We start from the raw sequence: 18,366 nt of genomic DNA, 5'->3' as shown, positions 1-18,366 counted from the left end.
GCCCCTGCGTGAGCGGACCGGTACGGTGCGCAACCGTGACTGCACTTCGCGACCTCAAGTACGGCCAGTGGTTCAGGGGCGCCGACGTCGACGGCGACGGCTTCATCACCCGGCGGGACGTCCGGATGATGAGCGAGCGCTACGTCGCCGCCCGCGGCGCCGCCCCGGACTCCGCGACCGCCCGGCTGCTCACCGAACGGATGGACGGCTTCTGGGCGAACGTGATCGCCCCGATGGACCAGGACGGCGACGGCCGGGTCGACCTGCGGGAGATGACCGAGGGGTTCCGCCGCGTCCTGACCGACCCCGCCCTGTACCCGCAGCAGGTCGAGCCGGTCACCGAGTGCTTCTTCGAGCTGGTCGACCTCGACGGGGACGGCCGGATCGACCGCTCCGAGTTCCAGCTGATGTTCGACGCGGTCGCGGCCGTCCCCGGCGAGGACTGTGCCGCGGTCTTCGCCGCCCTGGACCTGGACGGCTCCGGCGGCCTGGACCGCGCCGAGTTCCACCGGGCCGTCACCGAGTTCTTCTACGGCGACGACCCGGCCGCCCCCGCCAACCACCTGTTCGGCCGGATCGACGCCTGACGGGGCCGGGCGGGTGGTCGGGCCGCCGGGGTGGGTGGCACCGCCGGCCGGACCGGCCGCCGCAGGCCCGCAGGCGGTAGCCGCCGCGGCCGGTCCGGTCAGACGGCGACGAGCGCCCAGTCCTGGGAGGGGGCGCCGCCGGCCGCGGCCTGGACGGCGGCCGCGCCGTCGTCCGTCGAGCCGCCCGCGGTGTCCAGGCACAGGCCGCTGGAGACGTTGACCAGGCGGACGTACCCGGCCGCGGCCGGGAGCACGGTCCACCACTGGTTGGGGCTGCGGGTGTCCGTCCACTGGTCCAGGGCCTGCCCGGGGGCGGGGGAGGAGCCCGGGTCGTCGAGGACCTTGCCGCTGCGGGCGTTGACCAGCCGGAACGAGCCGTCGTAGCCGGGCAGCAGCCGCCACTGCTGGTTGGCACCGCCGTTCCACGGCCACTGGACGACCGCGGCGCCGTCCCAGGTCGCCTGGTTCGCCACGTCGAGGACCTTGCCGCTGGCCCGGTTGACCAGGCGGTAACTGCCCGCGAGGGTGCCCACGGTGACGGTGGTGCGGGTGCCCGCGGTCAGCGTCAGCGCCCTGGCGTGGCCGCCGAGCGGGGAGGCGGCGACGGGCGCGGCGGTGGAGAGCGAGGCGATGCCGCGGCGGCAGACGAAGGTCAGCGTCTGGGTGGTGTCGGAGGTCAGCACCAGGGTGGCGGTGCGGGCCGCGGTGTCCCAGGCCAGGCTCTCCACCAGGACGCGGCACCGGCCCCGGACGCCCCGGACCGTGCCCCTGACGATCTGCTCGGGCAGCGCGGGCAGGATCTCCAGCACGCCCGGGCGGGTGTACAGCAGGGCCTCGGCCAGGACGCCCGGCAGCGCGTGGGCGGCGTCGCAGTTGTAGGTGGTCAGGTCGGGGTTGTGCGAGGTCACCAGGGAACGCCAGACCATGTTGCTGCCGAGGATCTTGCGGAGGTTGTCGTAGACGCCCGCGCCGTCCTTGAGGCGGGCCCGGGCCAGCGCCCGGTGCAGGCTGCCGTGCGCCGAGTGGTTCTCGTCGCCGCGCAGGTCCAGGGCGCGCCCGGCCGCCCGGACCAGGTCGGGCCGCTCCTCCGGGTTGATCTCGTGCAGCGGCCAGGCCCCGTACAGGTGCTGGACGTGCCGGTGGTTGTAGCGGTCCTGCAGCCCGGGCCAGGACCACTCGGCGAGCGCCCCGTCCCCGTTGACGGTGTACTCGGGCAGCCTGCCGAGCAGCGCCGTCCAGCGGGCCACGCCCTGCCCGGCGCCCTGCTCGACGCCGAGGGCGTTCGCCGCGTCGATCGCGGAGCGCAGGGCGTGCCGGCCGGCCGCGATGTCGCCGGTGGCGTTGACCGAGAGCATCTGGCCGGTGTTCGACGGGGAGTTCTCCATCGAGAAGGACGGGACGAACACCGCCTTGCCGCCGCCGTCCGTGCGGGTCAGGAAGTCCTCGTAGAACAGCGCGAGCTCCATCAGCGCCGGGCCCAGCCGGTCGCGCAGGAACGCGGTGTCGCCGGTGACCTGGTAGTGCTCCAGCAGCGGGTACAGCAGCCAGTCGGCGCCGCCGGTCCAGCACTGGCCGGGGAAGTCGCTGCCGTTGAAGTGCAGCATGCGGCCGTGCTCGCCGTCGGTGCGGGTCGGGGCGAGGAAGCCGCGGGCGCCGTACAGGTTCGCGGCGTTGGTGCGCCAGTCGGCGAGCTGGCCGAGGACCAGCTCGAAGTAGGCGTTCATGGCGTCGCCGGGGTGGAGCAGGTTGCCGCCCGCGACCTGCAGGTTGATGTTGGCGTCGGTGGTGATGTCGTCCGCCCAGGCACCGTCCCAGGAGCCGGTCCACAGGCCGGTCAGCCGGGGCGGCAGCAGGCCGCTGGAGCTGACGAACAGGTAGCGGCCGGAGTCGTACATCCGCTCCAGCAGGGCCAGGTCGACCGTCGAGCGGTCGCCGTTCTGCCGGGCGAGCAGCTCGCCGGTGGACAGCTGCCGGTCGGCGGCGGACACCCCGAGGTCGAGGCCGGAGCCGTCGAACAGCGCCTGGTGCAGCGGCGCGTGCCGCCCGAGCAGGGCGGCGTAGTCGGCGGGCAGCGCGGACAGCGCGGCCTGCAAAGGCTTGGCGTTCCACCCGGTGGCGCCCTCGTACCGGCCGAGCTTGGTCAGCAGCACCACCTTCGCGGCCTTGGCGACCACCAGGCCGCCGCCGCCGACCGTCACGGTGGCCTTGCTGCCGCTGACCACGACCCGGGTGACGCCCTCGAAGCCGTACGCGCCCTGCCCGGCCGGGTAGGTGCCGCGCACGTCCAGGGTGCCCTCGGTGGCGGAGACCCGGGCGGCGGACACTGCGAAGGCCACGTCCGCGGGGAGGCCGTCGAGCGCGGTGTACGCGGTGACGGTGGTGTCGACCGTCCGGCCGGTGGCGGGCAGCAGCTCGTGCACGATCACGTCGTCGGCCCGGGAGGCGAAGACGTGCCGCTTCCAGGTGCCGGCGCTGTCGGTCCAGGTGTGGGTGACCTCGCCGGTGCGGTAGTCGACGATCCGGGCGTAGTTGTTGGCGGTGGTCATCGCCGGGCTGCTCAGCCGCAGCTCGTAGCCGGGGTGGAAGGTCTGCGTCCAGCGCAGCGACCAGCCCTCGGCGAAGGTGCCGGCGGCGCCCCAGTGGTCGCCGGACAGCGCCTGGTCGCGGACGGTGTCGAGGCGGTCGGCGAGGACCGGCGGGGCGAGGTCGCGGGTGCCGTTGGGGAGCACGAAGGAGTGGTGGTTGAGGACGACCCGCTCCAGCAGCGGGCTCCCGAACGGCACCGCGCCGTGGGTGCCGTTGCCGGTGACGAAGCCGTCGGTCCAGGCGGTGGCCTGCGCGGTGTCGTAGCTGCCCCGCTGCGGGAGCGTGACCTGCGGGGGGACGGCCGCGGCGGCGCGGGCGGCGGGGAGCAGTGCGCCGCCGAGGGCGGCGGCCCCGGCGGTCAGGGCGGCGGCCGCGACGAACCGGCGGCGGTCCAGGGAGGGGGGGTTCGGGGGCATGGCGGTCTCTCCTGCTCGGGGTGGGGGCGCCGGGGAGGGGCCCGGAGGAGGACGGGCGTCTGCGGCCCGGCCCCGGGGAGGGGCCGGGCCGGGGGGTTACTCCTCGGTCGGGCCGAGGTCCGGGTGGGGGAGCAGCCGGGCGGTGCGGTGGGACGGGGCGGCGTGCAGCTCCAGCACCGTCAGTTCGTTCGGCCCGGGGCGCAGGGCCGGGCCGGGGACGTACAGCGAGCGCTGGGGGCCGCGGGACCAGTGGCGGCCGAGCGGGAAGCCGTTGACCCAGGCGTTGCCCTTGGTCCAGCCGGGCAGGTGCAGGAAGGTGTCGGCGGGCTCGTCGACGTGGAAGGTGCCGCGGTGGAAGACCGGGCCGGGGACGGGGCCCGCGGTGCCGGTGAAGGAGAGTTCGCCGAGGTCGTCCAGCGGCAGCGGCAGGCTGCTCCAGCCGGTCAGCTCCGCGCCGTTGAGGAGCACCGGCCCGTGCAGGCCCTTGCGGTCGTGCAGGCCCTCGCCGTAGTTGACCCGCCCCTGGTTCTCCACCAGCAGCCGCAGCACGGCGCCGGCCCGCGGCACGTGGAAGGCGATCGCCCGCTCGTGGTCCTCGCGTTCCAGCGCGCCCACGGGCTGGCCGTCGACGAACACCTGGGCGCGGTCGGCGACGGCGCCGACCTCCAGCAGGGCGGGGCCCGCGGCGGGCAGGACCGCCTTGTAGAGGACGAAGCCGAAGTCCTGGCCGAGCTCCTCCATGCGGAGCGGGCGCAGCGCGGGCACCGGTGTGCCGAGGACGGGCAGGTCGGCGAGGAGCGGGGCGCTCTCGGTGAGCTGGACGGCGGCCGCGGGCAGCTTGGGCGCGGCGGCGGGGGCCGGTTCGGCCACCGGCGGCCCGTACTTGGCGAGCACCTCGCGGAAGGCGTGGTACTTGGCGGTGGGGTCGCCGGCCTCGTCGAGGGGCGCGTCGTAGTCGTAGCCGGTGACGGTGGGCCGGTAGGTGTGCTTGTCGTTGGCGCCGTTGGTGAAGCCGAAGTTGGTGCCGCCGTGGAACATGTACAGGTTGACGGAGGCCCCGGCGGCCAGCAGCTCGTCGAGCTCGCGGGCGGCGTCCTCCGGGTCGCGCACCACGTGCCGCCCGCCCCACCGGTCGAACCAGCCGATCCAGAACTCGGCGCACAGCTTGGGCTCCCCGGGCCGCAGCGCGTCCAGCGCGGCGAGGCCCTGGCGGGCGCGGCTGCCGAAGTTGACGGTGGCCAGGGTGCCGGGCAGGGCGCCGCGGGCCAGGTCGCCGGGCTGGTCGCAGGTGAACAGCGGCACGTCCACGCCGTACCGGCGCAGCAGCTCGGCGAGGTGGGCCAGGTGGGAGGTGTCGTCGCCGTACGCGCCGTACTCGTTCTCCACCTGGACGGCCAGCACCGGGCCGCCGCGGGTGGCGAGCTTGTCGGCGACCTTCGGGAGCAGCGCGGAGAACCAGCCCTCGACGGCGTGCAGGTAGCCGGGGTGGTTGCTGCGCAGCCGCACGTCCGGGTCGGTGAGCAGCCAGGACGGCAGGCCGCCGCCCTCCCACTCGGCGCAGATGTACGGGCCGGGGCGGAGCAGCACGTGCAGGCCCTCGGCGGCGGCGAGGTCGAGGAAGGCCGGCAGGTCGAGTCCGCCGTCGAAGCGCAGCTCGCCGGGCCGGGGCTGGTGGAGGTTCCACGGGACGTACGTCTCGACCGTGTTGAGGCCCATCAGGCGGGCCTTGCGCAGGCGGTCGGCCCAGTGGTCGGGGTGGATCCGGAAGTAGTGCAGTCCGCCGGAGAGGATGCGGAACGGGGCGCCGTCGAGGGTGAACTCGCCGCCGTCGGTGTCGAGGACGGGCATGGTGTCGCTGCTCCTGGGGTGCTGGAGGGAGGGGGCCGGTGCCCGCCCGGCCGCGGCGGGCGCGGGCGGGCACCGGCCGGGGGTCACGGCGTGGTGACCTTGAAGCCCTGCTGGTTGCCGTAGTCGGCGATCCGCTTCTGCCAGGCGCTCAGGCCGGCGTTCAGGTCGCCGCTGTTCGCGGACTGGCCGACGGTGTCCTTGAAGACCGAGTTGGCGTACACCTGGTAGGGCAGGTACTGCCAGCCGGTGCCGACGGTGGCGGAGGAGTCGGCGAAGATCCGGTTGGCCTGCTGGCCGCCGAGCGCCTCCAGCGGCTCGTCCAGGAAGCCCGGGTCGGTGAGCAGGCCGGTGGTGGCCGGGAAGAGGCCGTTCTCGTTGAGCGAGCGGACGGCCTCCGGGTCGGAGTTCAGCCAGATCGCGAACGCCGCGGCGGCGGCCTGGTGCTTGCTGGAGGTGGGCACCGCGACGGCCGAACCGCCGTTCTCCGCCGAGACCTTGTCGCCCTTCGACCACTGCGGCATCGGCGCGACCCGCCAGTCCTTGGCGGTGTTCGGGATGGTGGAGGCGATGTTGCCGGGCGCCCACGCGCCGATCAGCCACATCGCGTAGCGGCCGCTGTCCATGCTCTGCCACCACTCGTTGGTCCAGCCGGGCGCGGCGTCGACCAGCTTGCGCTGCAGCAGCGAGGACCACAGGTCGGCGACCTTCTTGCTGCCCGGGTCCTGGAGGTCGACGGCGACGTTCGTGGCGTCCTTCTGCTGGAAGGGGCGGCCGCCGGCCTGCCAGACGAAGCTGTCCAGGCCGCCCGCGTCACCGGGGTCGATGGAGGTGATGAAGCGGTTCGGGTCGGACGCCTTGATCTTCACCGCGGCCTCCTCGAACTCGGCCCAGGTGGTGGGCGGCTGCAGGCCGAGCTCGTCGAAGACCTTCTTGTTGTAGAACATCGCCATCGGGCCGGTGTCCTGCGGGACGGCCCAGACGCCGCCGTTCAGCGCGACCTGCGACCAGGCGGACGGGGTGAACTTCGACTCCAGGCCGGCCGCCCCGTACTGCTTGAGGTCCACCAGCCGCTTGGAGAGCGCGAACTCGGGCAGGGCGAAGTACTCGACCTGGGCGACGTCCGGGCCGCCGCTGCCGGCCTTGATCGCGGTCTGCATCTTGGTGTACTCGGTCGCGGACTGGCCCGCGTTGACCACCTCGACCTTGATCTTCGGGTACTTCTGCTCGAACAGCGCGACGGTCTTGTCGATGTTCGGCGCCCACGTCCAGAAGGTCAGCGTGGTGGGGGTGTCCAGCGCCGCGGCGGGGTCGGTGACCGCGGGGGAGGCGGAGCCGTCCGAGCCGCAGGCGGTCAGGCCGAGCAGCAGGGCCGCGGCCGGGACGAGGGCCGCGAGTCTGCGGCGGCGGGAGGGGGCGGGAGACATGGCGGTTCCTTGCTGTGGAGGGGCGGAGGGTAGGGGGGTGCCGTCATTCCTTGACGGAGCCGGCCGACAGGCCGGACTGCCAGTAGCGCTGCAGGAAGAGGAAGGCGACCACCAGCGGGACGATCGCCAGCAGGCTGCCGGTGACGACCAGCGGGTAGAAGTCGGTGGTGGTGGCGCCGCTGCCCGCGGCGCCGGTGGCCAGGGAGTTCCACTGGTTGAGGCCGACGGTCAGCGGGAACCACTTCGGGTCGCTGAGCACGATCAGCGGCAGGAAGTAGTTGTTCCAGGTCGCGACCAGGGCGAACAGCAGGACGGTGACGAAGCCGGGGGCGAGCAGCCGCAGCGAGACGGTGAAGAAGGTGCGCAGTTCGCCCGCGCCGTCGATCCGGGCGGCCTCCAGCATCGAGTCCGGCACCGCCTCGGCGGCGTACACCCGCATCAGGTAGACGCCGAACGGGCTGACCAGCGAGGGCAGCAGCACCGCCCACGGGGTGTCGACGATCCCGGCCTTGCTGAACAGCAGGTAGGTGGGGACGGCCAGCGCGGTGCCGGGGATGGCGATCGCGCCGAGCACGGTGGCGGCCAGCGCGGTGCGGCCGCGGAAGCGGTACTTGGCCAGGCCGTACCCGGCGGCGGTGGCGATGAACGCCGCGCCGCCCGCGCCGACCACCGCGTACAGCAGGGTGTTGCCGAACCAGCGCAGGTAGATGCCGTCGTCGTAGCTCAGCACGTCGCCGATGTTGCCGAACAGGTGGAAGCCGTGGCCGAACCACAGGCCGAAGCTGTCCATCAGCGAGGCGGTGTCCTTGGTGGCGGCCATGAACAGCCACACCAGCGGGAGCAGCGCGTAGCCCAGCATCAGCGCCATCGCCAGCGTCAGCGCGTTGCTGGCCCGGCCGCGGCGCGGACGCCGCCTCGTGGTGGGGGTCCTCATGCGCCCTGTCCCTTCCGCATCGACCGGAGCTGGACGGCGTAGGCGATCACGGCGGTGACCCCGCCGAGGACCACGGCGACGGCTGCCGAGTAGTTGAACTGCTGGCCGTTGAAGGCCAGGTTGTAGGCGTACATGTTGGGCGTGTAGCTGGTGGAGACCACGTTCGGCGCCAGCGACTGCATCACGTTGGGCTCGTTGAACAGCTGGAAGGTGCCGATGATCGAGAACACCGTGGCCAGCACCAGGGCCGGGCGGACGGCGGGCAGCTTGATGCTCCACGCCTTGCGGAACTCGCCCGCGCCGTCCAGCGCCGCGGCCTCGTACAGCTCGGTGGGCACGGTGCGCAGCGCCGCGTACAGGATCAGCATGTTGTAGCCGGTGTACTGCCAGGTCACCACGTTGCCGATGGACGCGAGCATCCAGTCCGGGCCGAGCAGGTCGGGCAGCCGGGTGCCGAAGAAGTCGCCGATCTGCCCGGCCAGGCCGAACCGGTCGCCGTACAGGTAGCCCCACATCAGCGAGGCGACCACGGCGGGCACCGCGTACGGGACGAAGACGCCGATCCGGAACAGGCCGGGGCGGCGCAGCCGGCCGCTGTCGACGGCCAGCGCCGCCAGCAGGGCCAGGCCCAGCATCACCGGGACCTGCACCAGCAGGAACAGCAGCACCCGCCACAGGCCCGCCCGGAACAGCTCGTCGCCCAGCGCACGCCGGTAGTTCTCCAGCCCGACGAAGACCGTGCCGCCGATCAGCCGGTCCTGGAACAGGCTCAGGTACGCGGCGTAGCCGAGCGGCGCGGCGACTCCGACCACGAACACCACCAGGAACGGTGCGAAGAACGCGAAGCCCCAACCGCCGTGCCGGGCACCGCGGTTGCGGCGGCGCCGGGCGGCGGGGGCGGAGCGGGACCGGACGGTACTGGAGGTGGTGCTCTGCGACGTGCTCACGGAGAAGTGCCCTTCGGCGGATGTTTACGCCAACATGGCGTTGGCGACGAGTGTTGACCCGGTGTTGCCGGGGCGTCAAGCCGTTGTTGCCCCGCGATGCCGCTTCGTGATCGGACAGCGACCCCTCCGCTTCGAGAAATCGGCAGGTCACGGCAGTTACGGCGGGGACGGAGACGGGGGCGGCGCCGGTTTCGGGCGATCGCGGGGCCAGGTCACGACCCGGTATCGGCGGGTCGCCCGGCTTGACTCGGGCCCGTCCCCACCCCTCTCATTGTTGCATCACGTTGAATCGTGTTCGGTTGTCTGTTGACTTCAGTGCGCAGTCTCGCGCCGGTCCGGACTCCTGCGCCAAGGAGCGTCTCCATGCCTCGAACCGCCCCCTCCTCCCGCACCGCCTCGGCCGCGGCCCTGCTGCTCGCCCTCGGGCTCGCCGCCACCGCCTGCTCGACCGGACAGCAGTCCGCGTCCGGCGACGGCGGCGTCGCCAAGGTCGACGGGAAGATCTCGATCACCTACCTGCAGAAGCAGGGCGACCAGGAGTACTTCGTCGGCGAGGCGGCCGGGGCCAAGGCCAAGGCCGCCGAGCTGGGCGTCGACCTGAAGGTCGTCAACCTCGGCAGCGACGCCAACAAGACGGTCAGCGAGGTGCAGTCCGCGCTCGCCCAGAAGTCCAACGGCCTGATCGTGGTCGTCCCCGACCCCGCCGTCGGCCCGCAGGTCGTCCAGGCCGCCCGGGACGCCAAGGTCGCCCTCCTCACCTCCGACGACCAGATCTGCACCGACGGCCCCGACCCGTCCGCCTGCGCCGCGGAGCACCTGGTGCCGCGGATCGGCTTCTCCGGCGCCCAGATGGGCGGCGAGGTCGGCAAGCGCGCCGCCGAGGAGTTCACCAAGGCCGGCTGGAGCGCCGCCGACACCCGGGTGATCTCCGCCTGGAAGCAGGACGTCACGGTCTGCGGCGACCGGGTCAAGGCCGCCCGGCAGGCCTTCGACGCGGCCGTCCCCGGCGTCAAGGCCGTCGACGTCGCCACCGACAACACCCCCACCGGCGCCCAGGACAAGGTCGCCGCCACCGTCACCGCCAACCCCGGCGTCAAGCACTGGGTGGTGTGGGGCTGCAACGACGAGAACGTGCAGGGCGGCGTCACCGCGCTCGCCAACGCCGGGTTCAAGGCCGAGGACGTGATCGGCGTCGGCCTCGGCGCCTACCTGGCCTGCAAGGACTGGAAGAGCGGACAGCCCACCGGCATGAAGGCCGCCCTGTTCATCAACGGCAAGGACGTCGGCGCGCTCGCCGTCCAGACCATGTACGACAAGCTCAAGAACGGCAAGGACTTCCCCGCCGAGGCCTTCGCACCGACCCGGATGGTGGACGCCGCCAGCTGGCAGGACGCCGGCGTCACCTGCGGCTGACCGGACCCGCCGGCCCCGCCCGCCCTGACCGGGGCCGGCGCCCGGACGCCCCCGGCCCGGACCACGACCCCCTCCGGGCCGGGGCCGTCCCCCTTCCCCTCTCCCTCCCCGCGCCGCCCGCCCGCCCGCACGCCCCGAGGTGACCCGCCATGACCACCGCCCCGCCCGACCACTCCCCGCCACCGCCACCGCTCCCGCCCGGCACGGCCGGCGTCGTCGCCGTCAGCAAGCGCTTCGGCGCCGTCCGGGCGCTCGGCGGCGTCACCCTCGACTTCCCCGCCGGGCAGGTCACCGCGCTGATGGGCGAGAACGGCGCCGGGAAGTCCACCCTGCTGAAGATCCTCACCGGCGACCACCGGCCCACCGAGGGCCACCTGCACCTGGACGGCCGCCGCCTCGACCTGCGCTCCCCGGCCGACGCGCACGCCGCCGGGATCCGGATCATCCCGCAGGAACCGGAGATCATCCCGCACGTCACCGTCGCCGAGAACGTCTACGCGGGCGCGCTGCCCCGCCGGGCGGGCCGCCTGCTCGACCGGGCCGAACTGCGCCGCCGCACCACCGCGGACCTGGAGCGCCTCGGCTTCGCCGGGGTCCTCGACCCCGACCTGCTCGGCTCACAACTCACCCCCGCCCAGCGGCAGTTGGTGGAGATCCTGCGGGCGCTGACCGGCGAGGCCAAGGTCATCGCGTTCGACGAGCCGACCTCCTCGCTCTCCGAGCAGGAGGTGGAGGCGCTGTTCGCCCTCATCCGCCGCCTGCGCGCCGACGGCGTCGCCGTCGTCTACGTCTCGCACCGGATGAAGGAGATCTTCCAACTCGCCGACCGGATCGCGGTGCTGCGCGACGGCGAGCTCGCGGGCGTCCAGGACGCCGCCGCCACCGACGAGGGCGCCCTCGTCCGCCTGATGGTCGGCCGCGACCTGTCCGCGGTGTTCACCCGCGCACGCGTCGCCACCGACCGGGTGGTGCTGGAGGTCAAGGGCCTCACCACCGACCACGTCCGCGACATCGACCTGACGGTCCGCGCGGGCGAGGTGGTCGGCCTGGCCGGGCTGATCGGCGCCGGGCGCTCCGAACTCGCCCTCGCGCTCGCCGGTGACCTGCCGATCCGCTCCGGCACCGCCATGCTCAACGGCAAACCGCTGGGCGGCAACCCCGGCCGGGCGATCCGCGCCGGACTGGGCCTCGCCCCCGAGGAGCGCAAGGCGCAGGCGCTGTTCCTGCACCGCTCGATCCGCGACAACACCTCGGTGGCCGTGCTGGAGCGCCTGCGCCGCTTCCGCTTCGTGCGGCGCGGCGCGGAGAAGCAGCTGGCCCGCGAGTACACCGAGCGGCTGCGGGTGCGCACCCCCTCCATCGAGCACGAGGTGCGCAAGCTCTCCGGCGGCAACCAGCAGAAGGTCGTCCTCGCCCGCTGGCTGGCCCGCAAACCCGAGGTGCTGATCCTGGACGAGCCGACCCGCGGCATCGACGTCGGCGCCAAGGCCGAGATCTACCGGATCGTCGCCGACCTCGCCGAACAGGGCGTCGCCCTGCTCGTCATCTCCTCCGAACTGCCCGAACTGCTCGGCCTCGCCGACCGGATCGTCGTCATGCAGGGCGGCCGGACCACCGGCGAACTCGACCGCGCCGACGCCACCGAGGAAGCCGTCCTGCACCTCGCCATGGCCGACGACCTCACGCCCCGCCACCCCTCTCCTGGAGCCACCTCATGACCGCCCTGACCAGCCCGCCCGCCCGGGGCTCCGCCCTCCCCTCGCTGATCGCCCGGCTCGGCGCCCAGCACCTCAGCCTGATCGGCGCCCTGGTCGCGGTGCTCGCCGTGTTCGGCACGCTCAACGACAACTACCTCAGCCTGGACAACCTCCAGGTCATCGCCGAGGCCGCCACCATCACCGGCCTGCTGGCCGTCGTGCAGACCGTCGTCATCATCTGCGGCGGCCTGGACATCTCGGTCGGCTCCCAGGCGGGCGTCGCCTCCGTGGTCTCCGCGATGGCCTTCACCTCCACCGGCTCCCACGCCTACGCCGGGATCGCCGCCGCCGTCGCCGTCGGCCTGCTGATCGGCCTGCTCAACGGCGTCGTCATCGTGCACGGCCGGGTCAACCCCACCATCGCCACCCTGGCCGGGCTGGCCGCCTACAAGGGCCTGGCCCAGCTGCTCTCCGACGGCCGCGCCCAGGGCTACGTGCTCGGCGACCCGGTGTTCGTCTTCCTCGGCCGCGGCAAGATCGCCGGACTGCCCGTCATGGTCTGGCTACTGGTCCTGGTCGCCCTCGCCGTGCACGTCCTGCTGGCTCGCACCGACCTGGGCCGCAACCTCTACGCCATCGGCGGCAACGACACCGCCGCCCGCCTGGCCGGCATCAACATCAACAAGTACCTGATCGCGGTCTACGGCCTGATCGGCGCCGTCGCCGCCCTCGCGGGCATCCTGCTCACCGCCCGCACCGGTTCCGGCCAGCCCACCTCCGGCAGCGAGGGCCTGGAGCTCAAGGCCATCACCGCCGCCGCGCTCGGCGGCTGCGCCCTCAAGGGCGGCAAGGGCGGCGTCGGCGGCACCCTGCTCGCCGTCGCCCTGCTCGGCTGCCTGGAGAACGGCCTCACCGTCCAGGGCATCAACTCCTTCTGGCAGAACGTCGCCCAGGGCGCCCTGCTGGTCGTCGCCGTCGTCGTCCAGCAGCGCCGCAGCGGCGAACGCGCCGTCGGCCTACCCGCCTGAGGCCCCGACAGGCTTCCGTCCCCCCGACCCCGGGCCCTGGTGGGCCGCTCCACGGGCGTGGCGGTCCGGCCCCGGGCCGGGGGACGGAACGGCGGGCCGGCCGTTGAGGGTCGGCCGTGCCCGCCAGGTCACCGCCCCGACTGCTGCGGCAGCCGGGGCGGTGGCTTTCCCCGTTCCCCCGCAGCGCTACCATGTTTACGCAGACATGGAGGAGGAGCGCATGGAGCAGGGCCCGGCGACGGACGGCACCGCCCGCGGCAGGTCGCGGCCGCCGTCCCAGGCCGACGTCGCGGCGCTCGCCGGGGTCTCCTCGCAGACCGTCTCCCGGGTCGCCAACAACCGCAGCAACGTCGAACCCGAGACCCGCGAACGGGTGCTCTCCGCGATGCGGGTGCTCGGCTACCAGCGCAACAGCGCCGCCCGGGCGCTCACCCTCGGCCGCTTCCACGTCCTCGGCGTGGTCACCTTCGACGTCACCGCCCAGGGCAACGCCCGCACCCTGGCCGCGATCTCGCGCGCCGCCCAGCGGGCCGGGTACTCGCTGAACGTGGTCTGCGTCGAGGACCAGACCGAACGCGCCGTGCAGCGGGCCGTCCGCCAGCTCACCGACCAGGCGGTGGACGGGCTGGTGGTGATCGAGGCGCAGATCCTCGACCGGCCCGGCTTCTCCGTCACCTCCGGCGTCCCCGTGGTGGTCGCCGACGGCGACCCGGAACGCCGCTTCCCCTCCGTCGACACCGACCAGGCCGCCGGGGCCACCGCCGCCACCCGCCACCTGCTCGGCCTCGGCCACCGCACCGTCTGGCACCTCGGCGGCCCGCAGGACTCCTACGCCGCCCGCCGCCGCGCCGCCGCCTGGCACGCCGCGCTGAAGGCCGCCGGGGCGCCCGTCCCCCCGCTGCGCTACGGCGACTGGACGGCCGAGGCCGGCTACCGGATCGGCCGCGAACTGGCCGCCCGCCCCGACGTCACCGCCGTGTTCGCCGCCAACGACCACCTGGCGCTCGGCCTGGTCCGCGCCCTGCACGAGGCCGGGCGCCGCGTCCCCGAGGACGTCAGCGTGGTCGGCTTCGACGACCTGCCCGAGGCCGCCTACTACCTGCCGCCGCTCACCACCGTCCGGCAGGACTTCGAGGAGGTCGGCCGCCAGTGCGTGGCCCGGCTGCTCGACCGGATCGACGCCCCCGACGGGGCCGGGGACGCGCCGGTCGTGGTGCCCCCCGAGCTGGTGGTGCGGGCCAGCACCGCGCCGCCGACCCCCCGCGGCTGAACGCTTCCGGCGGGCCGCTTCCGGCTGGACGACGGCTGGACGACGACGGCTGGACGACGACGGCTGGACGACGACGGCGGGCACCACCTGAGGGTGGTGCCCGCCGTCGTGCGCTTCCCGTCGTGCGCTTCCCGTCGTGCGCTTCCCGTCGTGCGCTTCCCGCCGGAGGCTCAGCCGACCAGCAGCTGCTGCCCCGGCGCGGCCGTGCAGGGCCGCTGCACCAGCGCCGCCCCGTCAGCCGTCGAGGAGCCGTCCACGTCCAGGCACTTGCCGCTGTGCCGGGCCAGCAGCGTCACGTACCCGGAGCCGGTGTCGCGCACCGACCACTGTTGGTTCGTCCCGCCGTTGCACGGGTACTGCACCAGCGGCGCGCCGTCCGCGGTGGCCGCGCCCGACACGTCCAGGCACTGGCCGGTGGCGCGCACCACCACGTTGACCTGCCCCGGGCTGCCGCTCGGCCGCAGCGCCCACTGCTGGTCGGTGGCGTTGGCGCAGGTGTGCTGCACCACGGCCGCGCCCGCGGCCGTGGAGCCGCCCGCGACCTCCGCGCAGCGCCCGCTGAGCCGGACCTTCAGCGACCTGTACGCGTCGGCCGCGGCGGAGCCGACCGCCCAGGACTGGTTGGCGCCGCCGGTGGGCGTCCAGGCGCCGACCGGCGCGCCGTCCGCGGTGGACTCGCCGGTGACGTCCAGCAGCAGGCCGCTCGCCCGGTTGACCAGGGTGGCGTGCCCGTCGCCGGTGGTGGACAGCAGCCACTGCTGCTGGGTGGAGCTGCCCGCCGCGACCAGCGAGAGGACGCCGCCGCCGACGCTCAGCGCCTTGCCGCTCTTGACGTTGGTGATCCGGTACGCGGCGGTGGAGTCGTACGTGCCGGCGAGCCGGGTGAAGTTCCACTGCTGGGTGGTGTCGGCGGCGTTGACGGTGCGCTGCACCGCGGCGGTGCCGGAGGCGGCCAGCGCCAGGCCGCTGCGGTCGCTGACCAGCCGGCGGACCTGGCCGGTGGGGACGGTGGCGGCGGCGGTGGCCGTGCCGGTGGCGCCGGGCAGCACGAAGGTGGTCACCGAGCCGGGGCCGACGGTGGCGGTCAGGGTCCTGGCGGCGGTCGCGGCCAGGTCGGGCTCCCGGACGAGGTCCTTGCCGCCGTCGGTGGTCCACCGCTGCACCGGCACCGAGGTGTCGACGCTCTGGAAGCCCGCCAGGTCGAGGGTGACGGTCTGCGCGGCGCCGGTGGAGTTGGTGTACACCGCGACCGCGCCGGTGCCGTTGGGCCGCAGCGCGGCCAGCGTGTCGGTCGAGTCGGTGGCGATCACCCGGGCGCCGGGCCGGACGAAGCGGCTGTAGTTGGCCATCGCCCAGTACTTCTTGTTGCGCCGCAGCGGCTCGTCCGCCGGGTCGGCGGAGTCCAGGTCGACCTGGACCAGGCCCCAGTTGGAGTCCTCGTGGGCGGGCGTCATGTTGGTGTAGTCCTCGACGGCCTGCCACATCACCCAGGCTCCCGGCTCCAGCTCCCGGACGTCGTCGGTGATCCGGTGCGCGAAGTCGAGCGCGGGCGACATGTCGGTGAAGCTCTGCGGCACCGAGCCGCCGAGGTCCACCTCGGACATCCAGGCGGGCAGCCCGGCGCCCTTGGCGAGGTCGCGGACGGCGCCGCGGCCGCCGGTGGAGTAGGTGTGCGTGTTGAGCCTGCCGACCGCGGCGCGGGCCGCGGCCGGGTAGGCGCCCCAGTCGGCCCGGAACAGCTCCGGGCTGGTCTCGTCCATCGCGGCGACGGGCGTGGCCAGGTGGGCCGCGTCCAGCGCGGCGCGCACGCCGGTGACCAGGCGGGCCTGCGAGGCGGCGTCCCAGTGCGAGCCCTCCTGCGGGCCGCCCGCGTGCCAGTACGAGGTGCCGGGCTCGTTCATCGGCGACAGCGAGGAGAAGGTGACGCCGGTGGCGGCCTGGACGCGCTGCAGCGACCCGGCCAGGTAGGCGGCGAACCGGTCGTACTGGTCGGCGCGCAGGTTGTCCTGCCAGCCGTTGACGGCGCCGGAGACCAGGCCGCTGTTCGTCATGAAGTACGGCGCCGAGTTGGAGAACGCCTCGAAGGTGTCCGCGCCGCGGCTCTTCGCGGCGGTCAGCCACCAGCGCTGGGCGGCGTCGGCCTGCGGGTTCCAGTGCGCCGGGTCGCCCGGGTCCCACCAGTTCGGCTGCTCGGTCCACCCGGTGGTGTCGCCGCCGGGCGGCCCGTACGCGGCGGGCCGGTTCCAGTAGCCGGGCACGGCCGCGCCCGGGCGCAGGTAGGGCGCGGTCTCCGGGCTGTCGCCGCCGCCGATGTTGTAGCGGGCCACGGTGAAGCCCAGCCCGTCCGCCCCGTACAGGGCGTCGGCGAGCTCGTTGCGCTTGGCGTCCGGCCAGTCGCCGGTGGCGTTGGCGAACCAGGCCAGCGCGGTGCCCCAGCCCTGGAACGGCTGCTGCTGGTAGCTCGGGTCGAGGCGGACGGTGACGTGCGCGGCGGCCTCCGCGGCCGCGGCGGGCGGGGCGGCGAGGGTGCCGGCGGCGAGCGCGGCCAGGGCGGCCAGCGCGACGGTGCGGGCGGTACGGGGGCCGCAGGCGGTGCGGGCGGTGCGGGCGGTGCGGGCGGTGCGGGCGGTGCGGAGCTGTGGGGACACGGGTCTCCTCCGGGGCGGGCATGCGGAACGGCACGTCCCTCGCCGGGCGAGGACCAGGGACGTGCCGTCGGGTGGGGGCGGTGCGTGGGGGAGCGGTGGGGGTGCGGGCGTGGAGGGTCAGAGCCAGGACGGGCCGCGCCGCCACAGCTGGTTGGAGCCGGAGTTGCAGGTCCACTGCTCCAGCGCGGTGCCGTCGGCGGTGGACTGGTTGGTCACGTCCAGGCACTTGCCCGAACGCCGGTCGACCAGGCGGACGTTGCCGCTGCTGTCGGCCTTCTGCACCTGCCACTGCTGCGAGTTGGCGGTGGAGCAGGTGTTCTGCACCACGGCCGCGCCGTTGGCGGTGGAGTTGCCCGCGATGTCCAGGCACTTGCCGCTGTGCCGGGCCATGATCTGCACGTAGCCGCCGCTGAGCGGCTTGAACCAGAAGGTCTGGTTCGCGCCCCAGCCGCAGGACCACTGGACGGCCTGCGCGCCCGCGGAGAACGCGTAGTTGGCGACGTCGACGCACTTGCCGCTCTGCTGCCCGGTCAGGTTCTCCCAGGTCGCGTTCACCGGGGCGACGGTGCCGGCCGCGGCGTCCACGGTGATCTGCGGGGAGGCGCCCATCGTCATGGTGGTGGCGGTGGGGAACTCCAGCGGCAGCCACACGTACTGGGAGTCGTTGACGGTGCCGCCCAGCCAGTTGCCCCAGCGGTCGCCCATGTACAGGTAGTCGGTGCCGGAGGTGCCCTGGACGGGCAGCACGTACGCGGTCTGGCTGCCGTAGGTCATGCCGTCGCCGATGTTGCTCAGGCCGCTCCAGCTGCCGGTGACGCTGGTGGCGGTGCCGTACATCTGCTGGTTCGGGGTCCAGCCGGTGGCGCCGGAGGTGAGCAGGAAGTACACGCCGTCCCGCTTGAACAGCGCGGGCGCCTCCCGGGAGGAGCCGTTCCACAGGCTCTGCACCTGGGCGTCGATGCCGGTGTAGTCGGCGGTCAGCCGGTAGACGTGCAGGTCCCGGTTCTCGTTCGCGGCCGAGACCATGTACGCGGTGCCGTCGTCGTCGACGAAGGTGGTGATGTCCCGGGACATCTCGCCCAGCGGCCGGAAGCTGCCGCGCCAGCTGTAGTTCCCGTCCACGGTGGAGGAGACCGCGACGGCGGCCCGGGCCTCGCCGTAGTCGGTGGCGCTCTCCTTGTGCATCCACATCACGAACTGGCCGGTGGCCGCGTTGTAGATCACCTTCGGGCGCTCGATGTTGGCCGAGGCCAGCTCTGGGTCGGTGGCCTGGGTCAGCACGTGGTTGCGGAACTCCCAGGTCTTCAGGTCGGTGGAGCGGTACACCGAGACGTACCGGAAGCTGTTGTCGGCGTTGCGGTCCTCGCCGAACCAGTAGTAGTACGCACCGACCTTGATCACGCCGCCGCCGTGCGCCTGCACGGCGGCGCCGGTGGTGTCGGCGAACTGGGTGCCGTTGACCACGGGCACGGGGACGGCCTGGGCCGGGGCGGTGCCGGCGGCCAGCGGCGCACCGAGCGCCAGCAGGGCGCACAGCAGCACGGATCTCGTACGCGACATGGGGGTAC

At 73.8% G+C, this 18,366-nt stretch carries 12 protein-coding genes; 5 read left to right on the top strand and 7 right to left on the bottom strand.

Annotated elements, in window-relative coordinates:
* Window positions 1-35 precede the first annotated feature (35 nt).
* Window positions 36-587 (top strand): EF-hand domain-containing protein, encoded by a 552-nt coding sequence (locus OO57_RS03195; RefSeq protein ID WP_033250687.1) that lies wholly within the window; start codon window positions 36-38, stop codon window positions 585-587.
* Window positions 588-685: 98 nt separating this feature from the next.
* On the opposite strand, the gene OO57_RS03190 is transcribed toward OO57_RS03195, so the two are convergent.
* From OO57_RS03190 to OO57_RS03170, 5 genes are all read right to left on the bottom strand, one after another.
* Entirely contained in the window at window positions 686-3,589 is a 2,904-nt protein-coding gene (locus OO57_RS03190; RefSeq protein WP_033250686.1) for a glycosyl hydrolase family 95 catalytic domain-containing protein, read from the bottom strand.
* A gap of 96 nt (window positions 3,590-3,685) precedes the next feature.
* Window positions 3,686-5,437, bottom strand: coding sequence for a glycoside hydrolase family 35 protein (locus tag OO57_RS03185; protein WP_033250685.1), 1,752 nt, complete (start codon window positions 5,435-5,437; stop codon window positions 3,686-3,688).
* Window positions 5,438-5,520: 83 nt separating this feature from the next.
* Window positions 5,521-6,861 (bottom strand): ABC transporter substrate-binding protein, encoded by a 1,341-nt coding sequence (locus tag OO57_RS03180; protein WP_033250684.1) that lies wholly within the window; start codon window positions 6,859-6,861, stop codon window positions 5,521-5,523.
* A gap of 43 nt (window positions 6,862-6,904) precedes the next feature.
* A complete protein-coding gene (locus tag OO57_RS03175; RefSeq protein ID WP_033250683.1) occupies window positions 6,905-7,795 on the bottom strand; it encodes a carbohydrate ABC transporter permease in 891 nt (296 codons plus the stop codon).
* Window positions 7,792-8,742, bottom strand: coding sequence for a carbohydrate ABC transporter permease (locus tag OO57_RS03170; RefSeq protein ID WP_033250682.1), 951 nt, complete (start codon window positions 8,740-8,742; stop codon window positions 7,792-7,794). Before OO57_RS03170 ends, OO57_RS03175 begins: the two co-directional genes overlap by 4 nt.
* Before the next feature lie 363 nt (window positions 8,743-9,105).
* Here OO57_RS03170 and OO57_RS03165 point away from each other — a divergent pair, with 363 nt between their 5' ends.
* The 4 genes from OO57_RS03165 (at window position 9,106) to OO57_RS03150 (ending at window position 14,150) form a co-directional block, all read left to right on the top strand.
* Window positions 9,106-10,155, top strand: a complete 1,050-nt coding sequence (locus tag OO57_RS03165; protein ID WP_033250681.1) for a substrate-binding domain-containing protein — start codon at window positions 9,106-9,108, stop codon at window positions 10,153-10,155.
* A gap of 149 nt (window positions 10,156-10,304) precedes the next feature.
* Window positions 10,305-11,873 carry a sugar ABC transporter ATP-binding protein gene (locus tag OO57_RS03160; RefSeq protein WP_033250680.1) on the top strand — a complete coding sequence of 523 codons (1,569 nt, stop codon included), beginning with the start codon at window positions 10,305-10,307 and terminating at the stop codon, window positions 11,871-11,873.
* The gene (locus OO57_RS03155) at window positions 11,870-12,880 is read left to right on the top strand and encodes an ABC transporter permease (RefSeq protein WP_033250679.1); all 1,011 of its coding nucleotides are present in this window, start codon (window positions 11,870-11,872) and stop codon (window positions 12,878-12,880) included. Before OO57_RS03160 ends, OO57_RS03155 begins: the two co-directional genes overlap by 4 nt.
* A 220-nt stretch (window positions 12,881-13,100) precedes the next feature.
* Window positions 13,101-14,150 (top strand): LacI family DNA-binding transcriptional regulator, encoded by a 1,050-nt coding sequence (locus tag OO57_RS03150; RefSeq protein ID WP_051776454.1) that lies wholly within the window; start codon window positions 13,101-13,103, stop codon window positions 14,148-14,150.
* A 170-nt stretch (window positions 14,151-14,320) separates the two neighbouring features.
* Here OO57_RS03150 and OO57_RS46640 read toward each other — a convergent pair whose 3' ends face one another.
* Window positions 14,321-16,798, bottom strand: a complete 2,478-nt coding sequence (locus tag OO57_RS46640) for an RICIN domain-containing protein (RefSeq protein WP_081973423.1) — start codon at window positions 16,796-16,798, stop codon at window positions 14,321-14,323.
* Between the two features lie 117 nt (window positions 16,799-16,915).
* On the bottom strand, window positions 16,916-18,358 hold the full coding sequence (locus tag OO57_RS03140; RefSeq protein ID WP_033250677.1) for an RICIN domain-containing protein: 1,443 nt from the start codon (window positions 18,356-18,358) through the stop codon (window positions 16,916-16,918).
* Between the last annotated feature and the right edge of the window lie 8 nt (window positions 18,359-18,366).

The sequence above is a fragment of the Kitasatospora phosalacinea genome, from assembly GCF_000717185.1.
Classification (GTDB): Bacteria; Actinomycetota; Actinomycetes; order Streptomycetales; family Streptomycetaceae; genus Kitasatospora; species Kitasatospora phosalacinea_A.
Note: the sequence above shows the minus strand (reverse complement) of the source record. Positions and strands in the feature narration are given on the sequence as shown.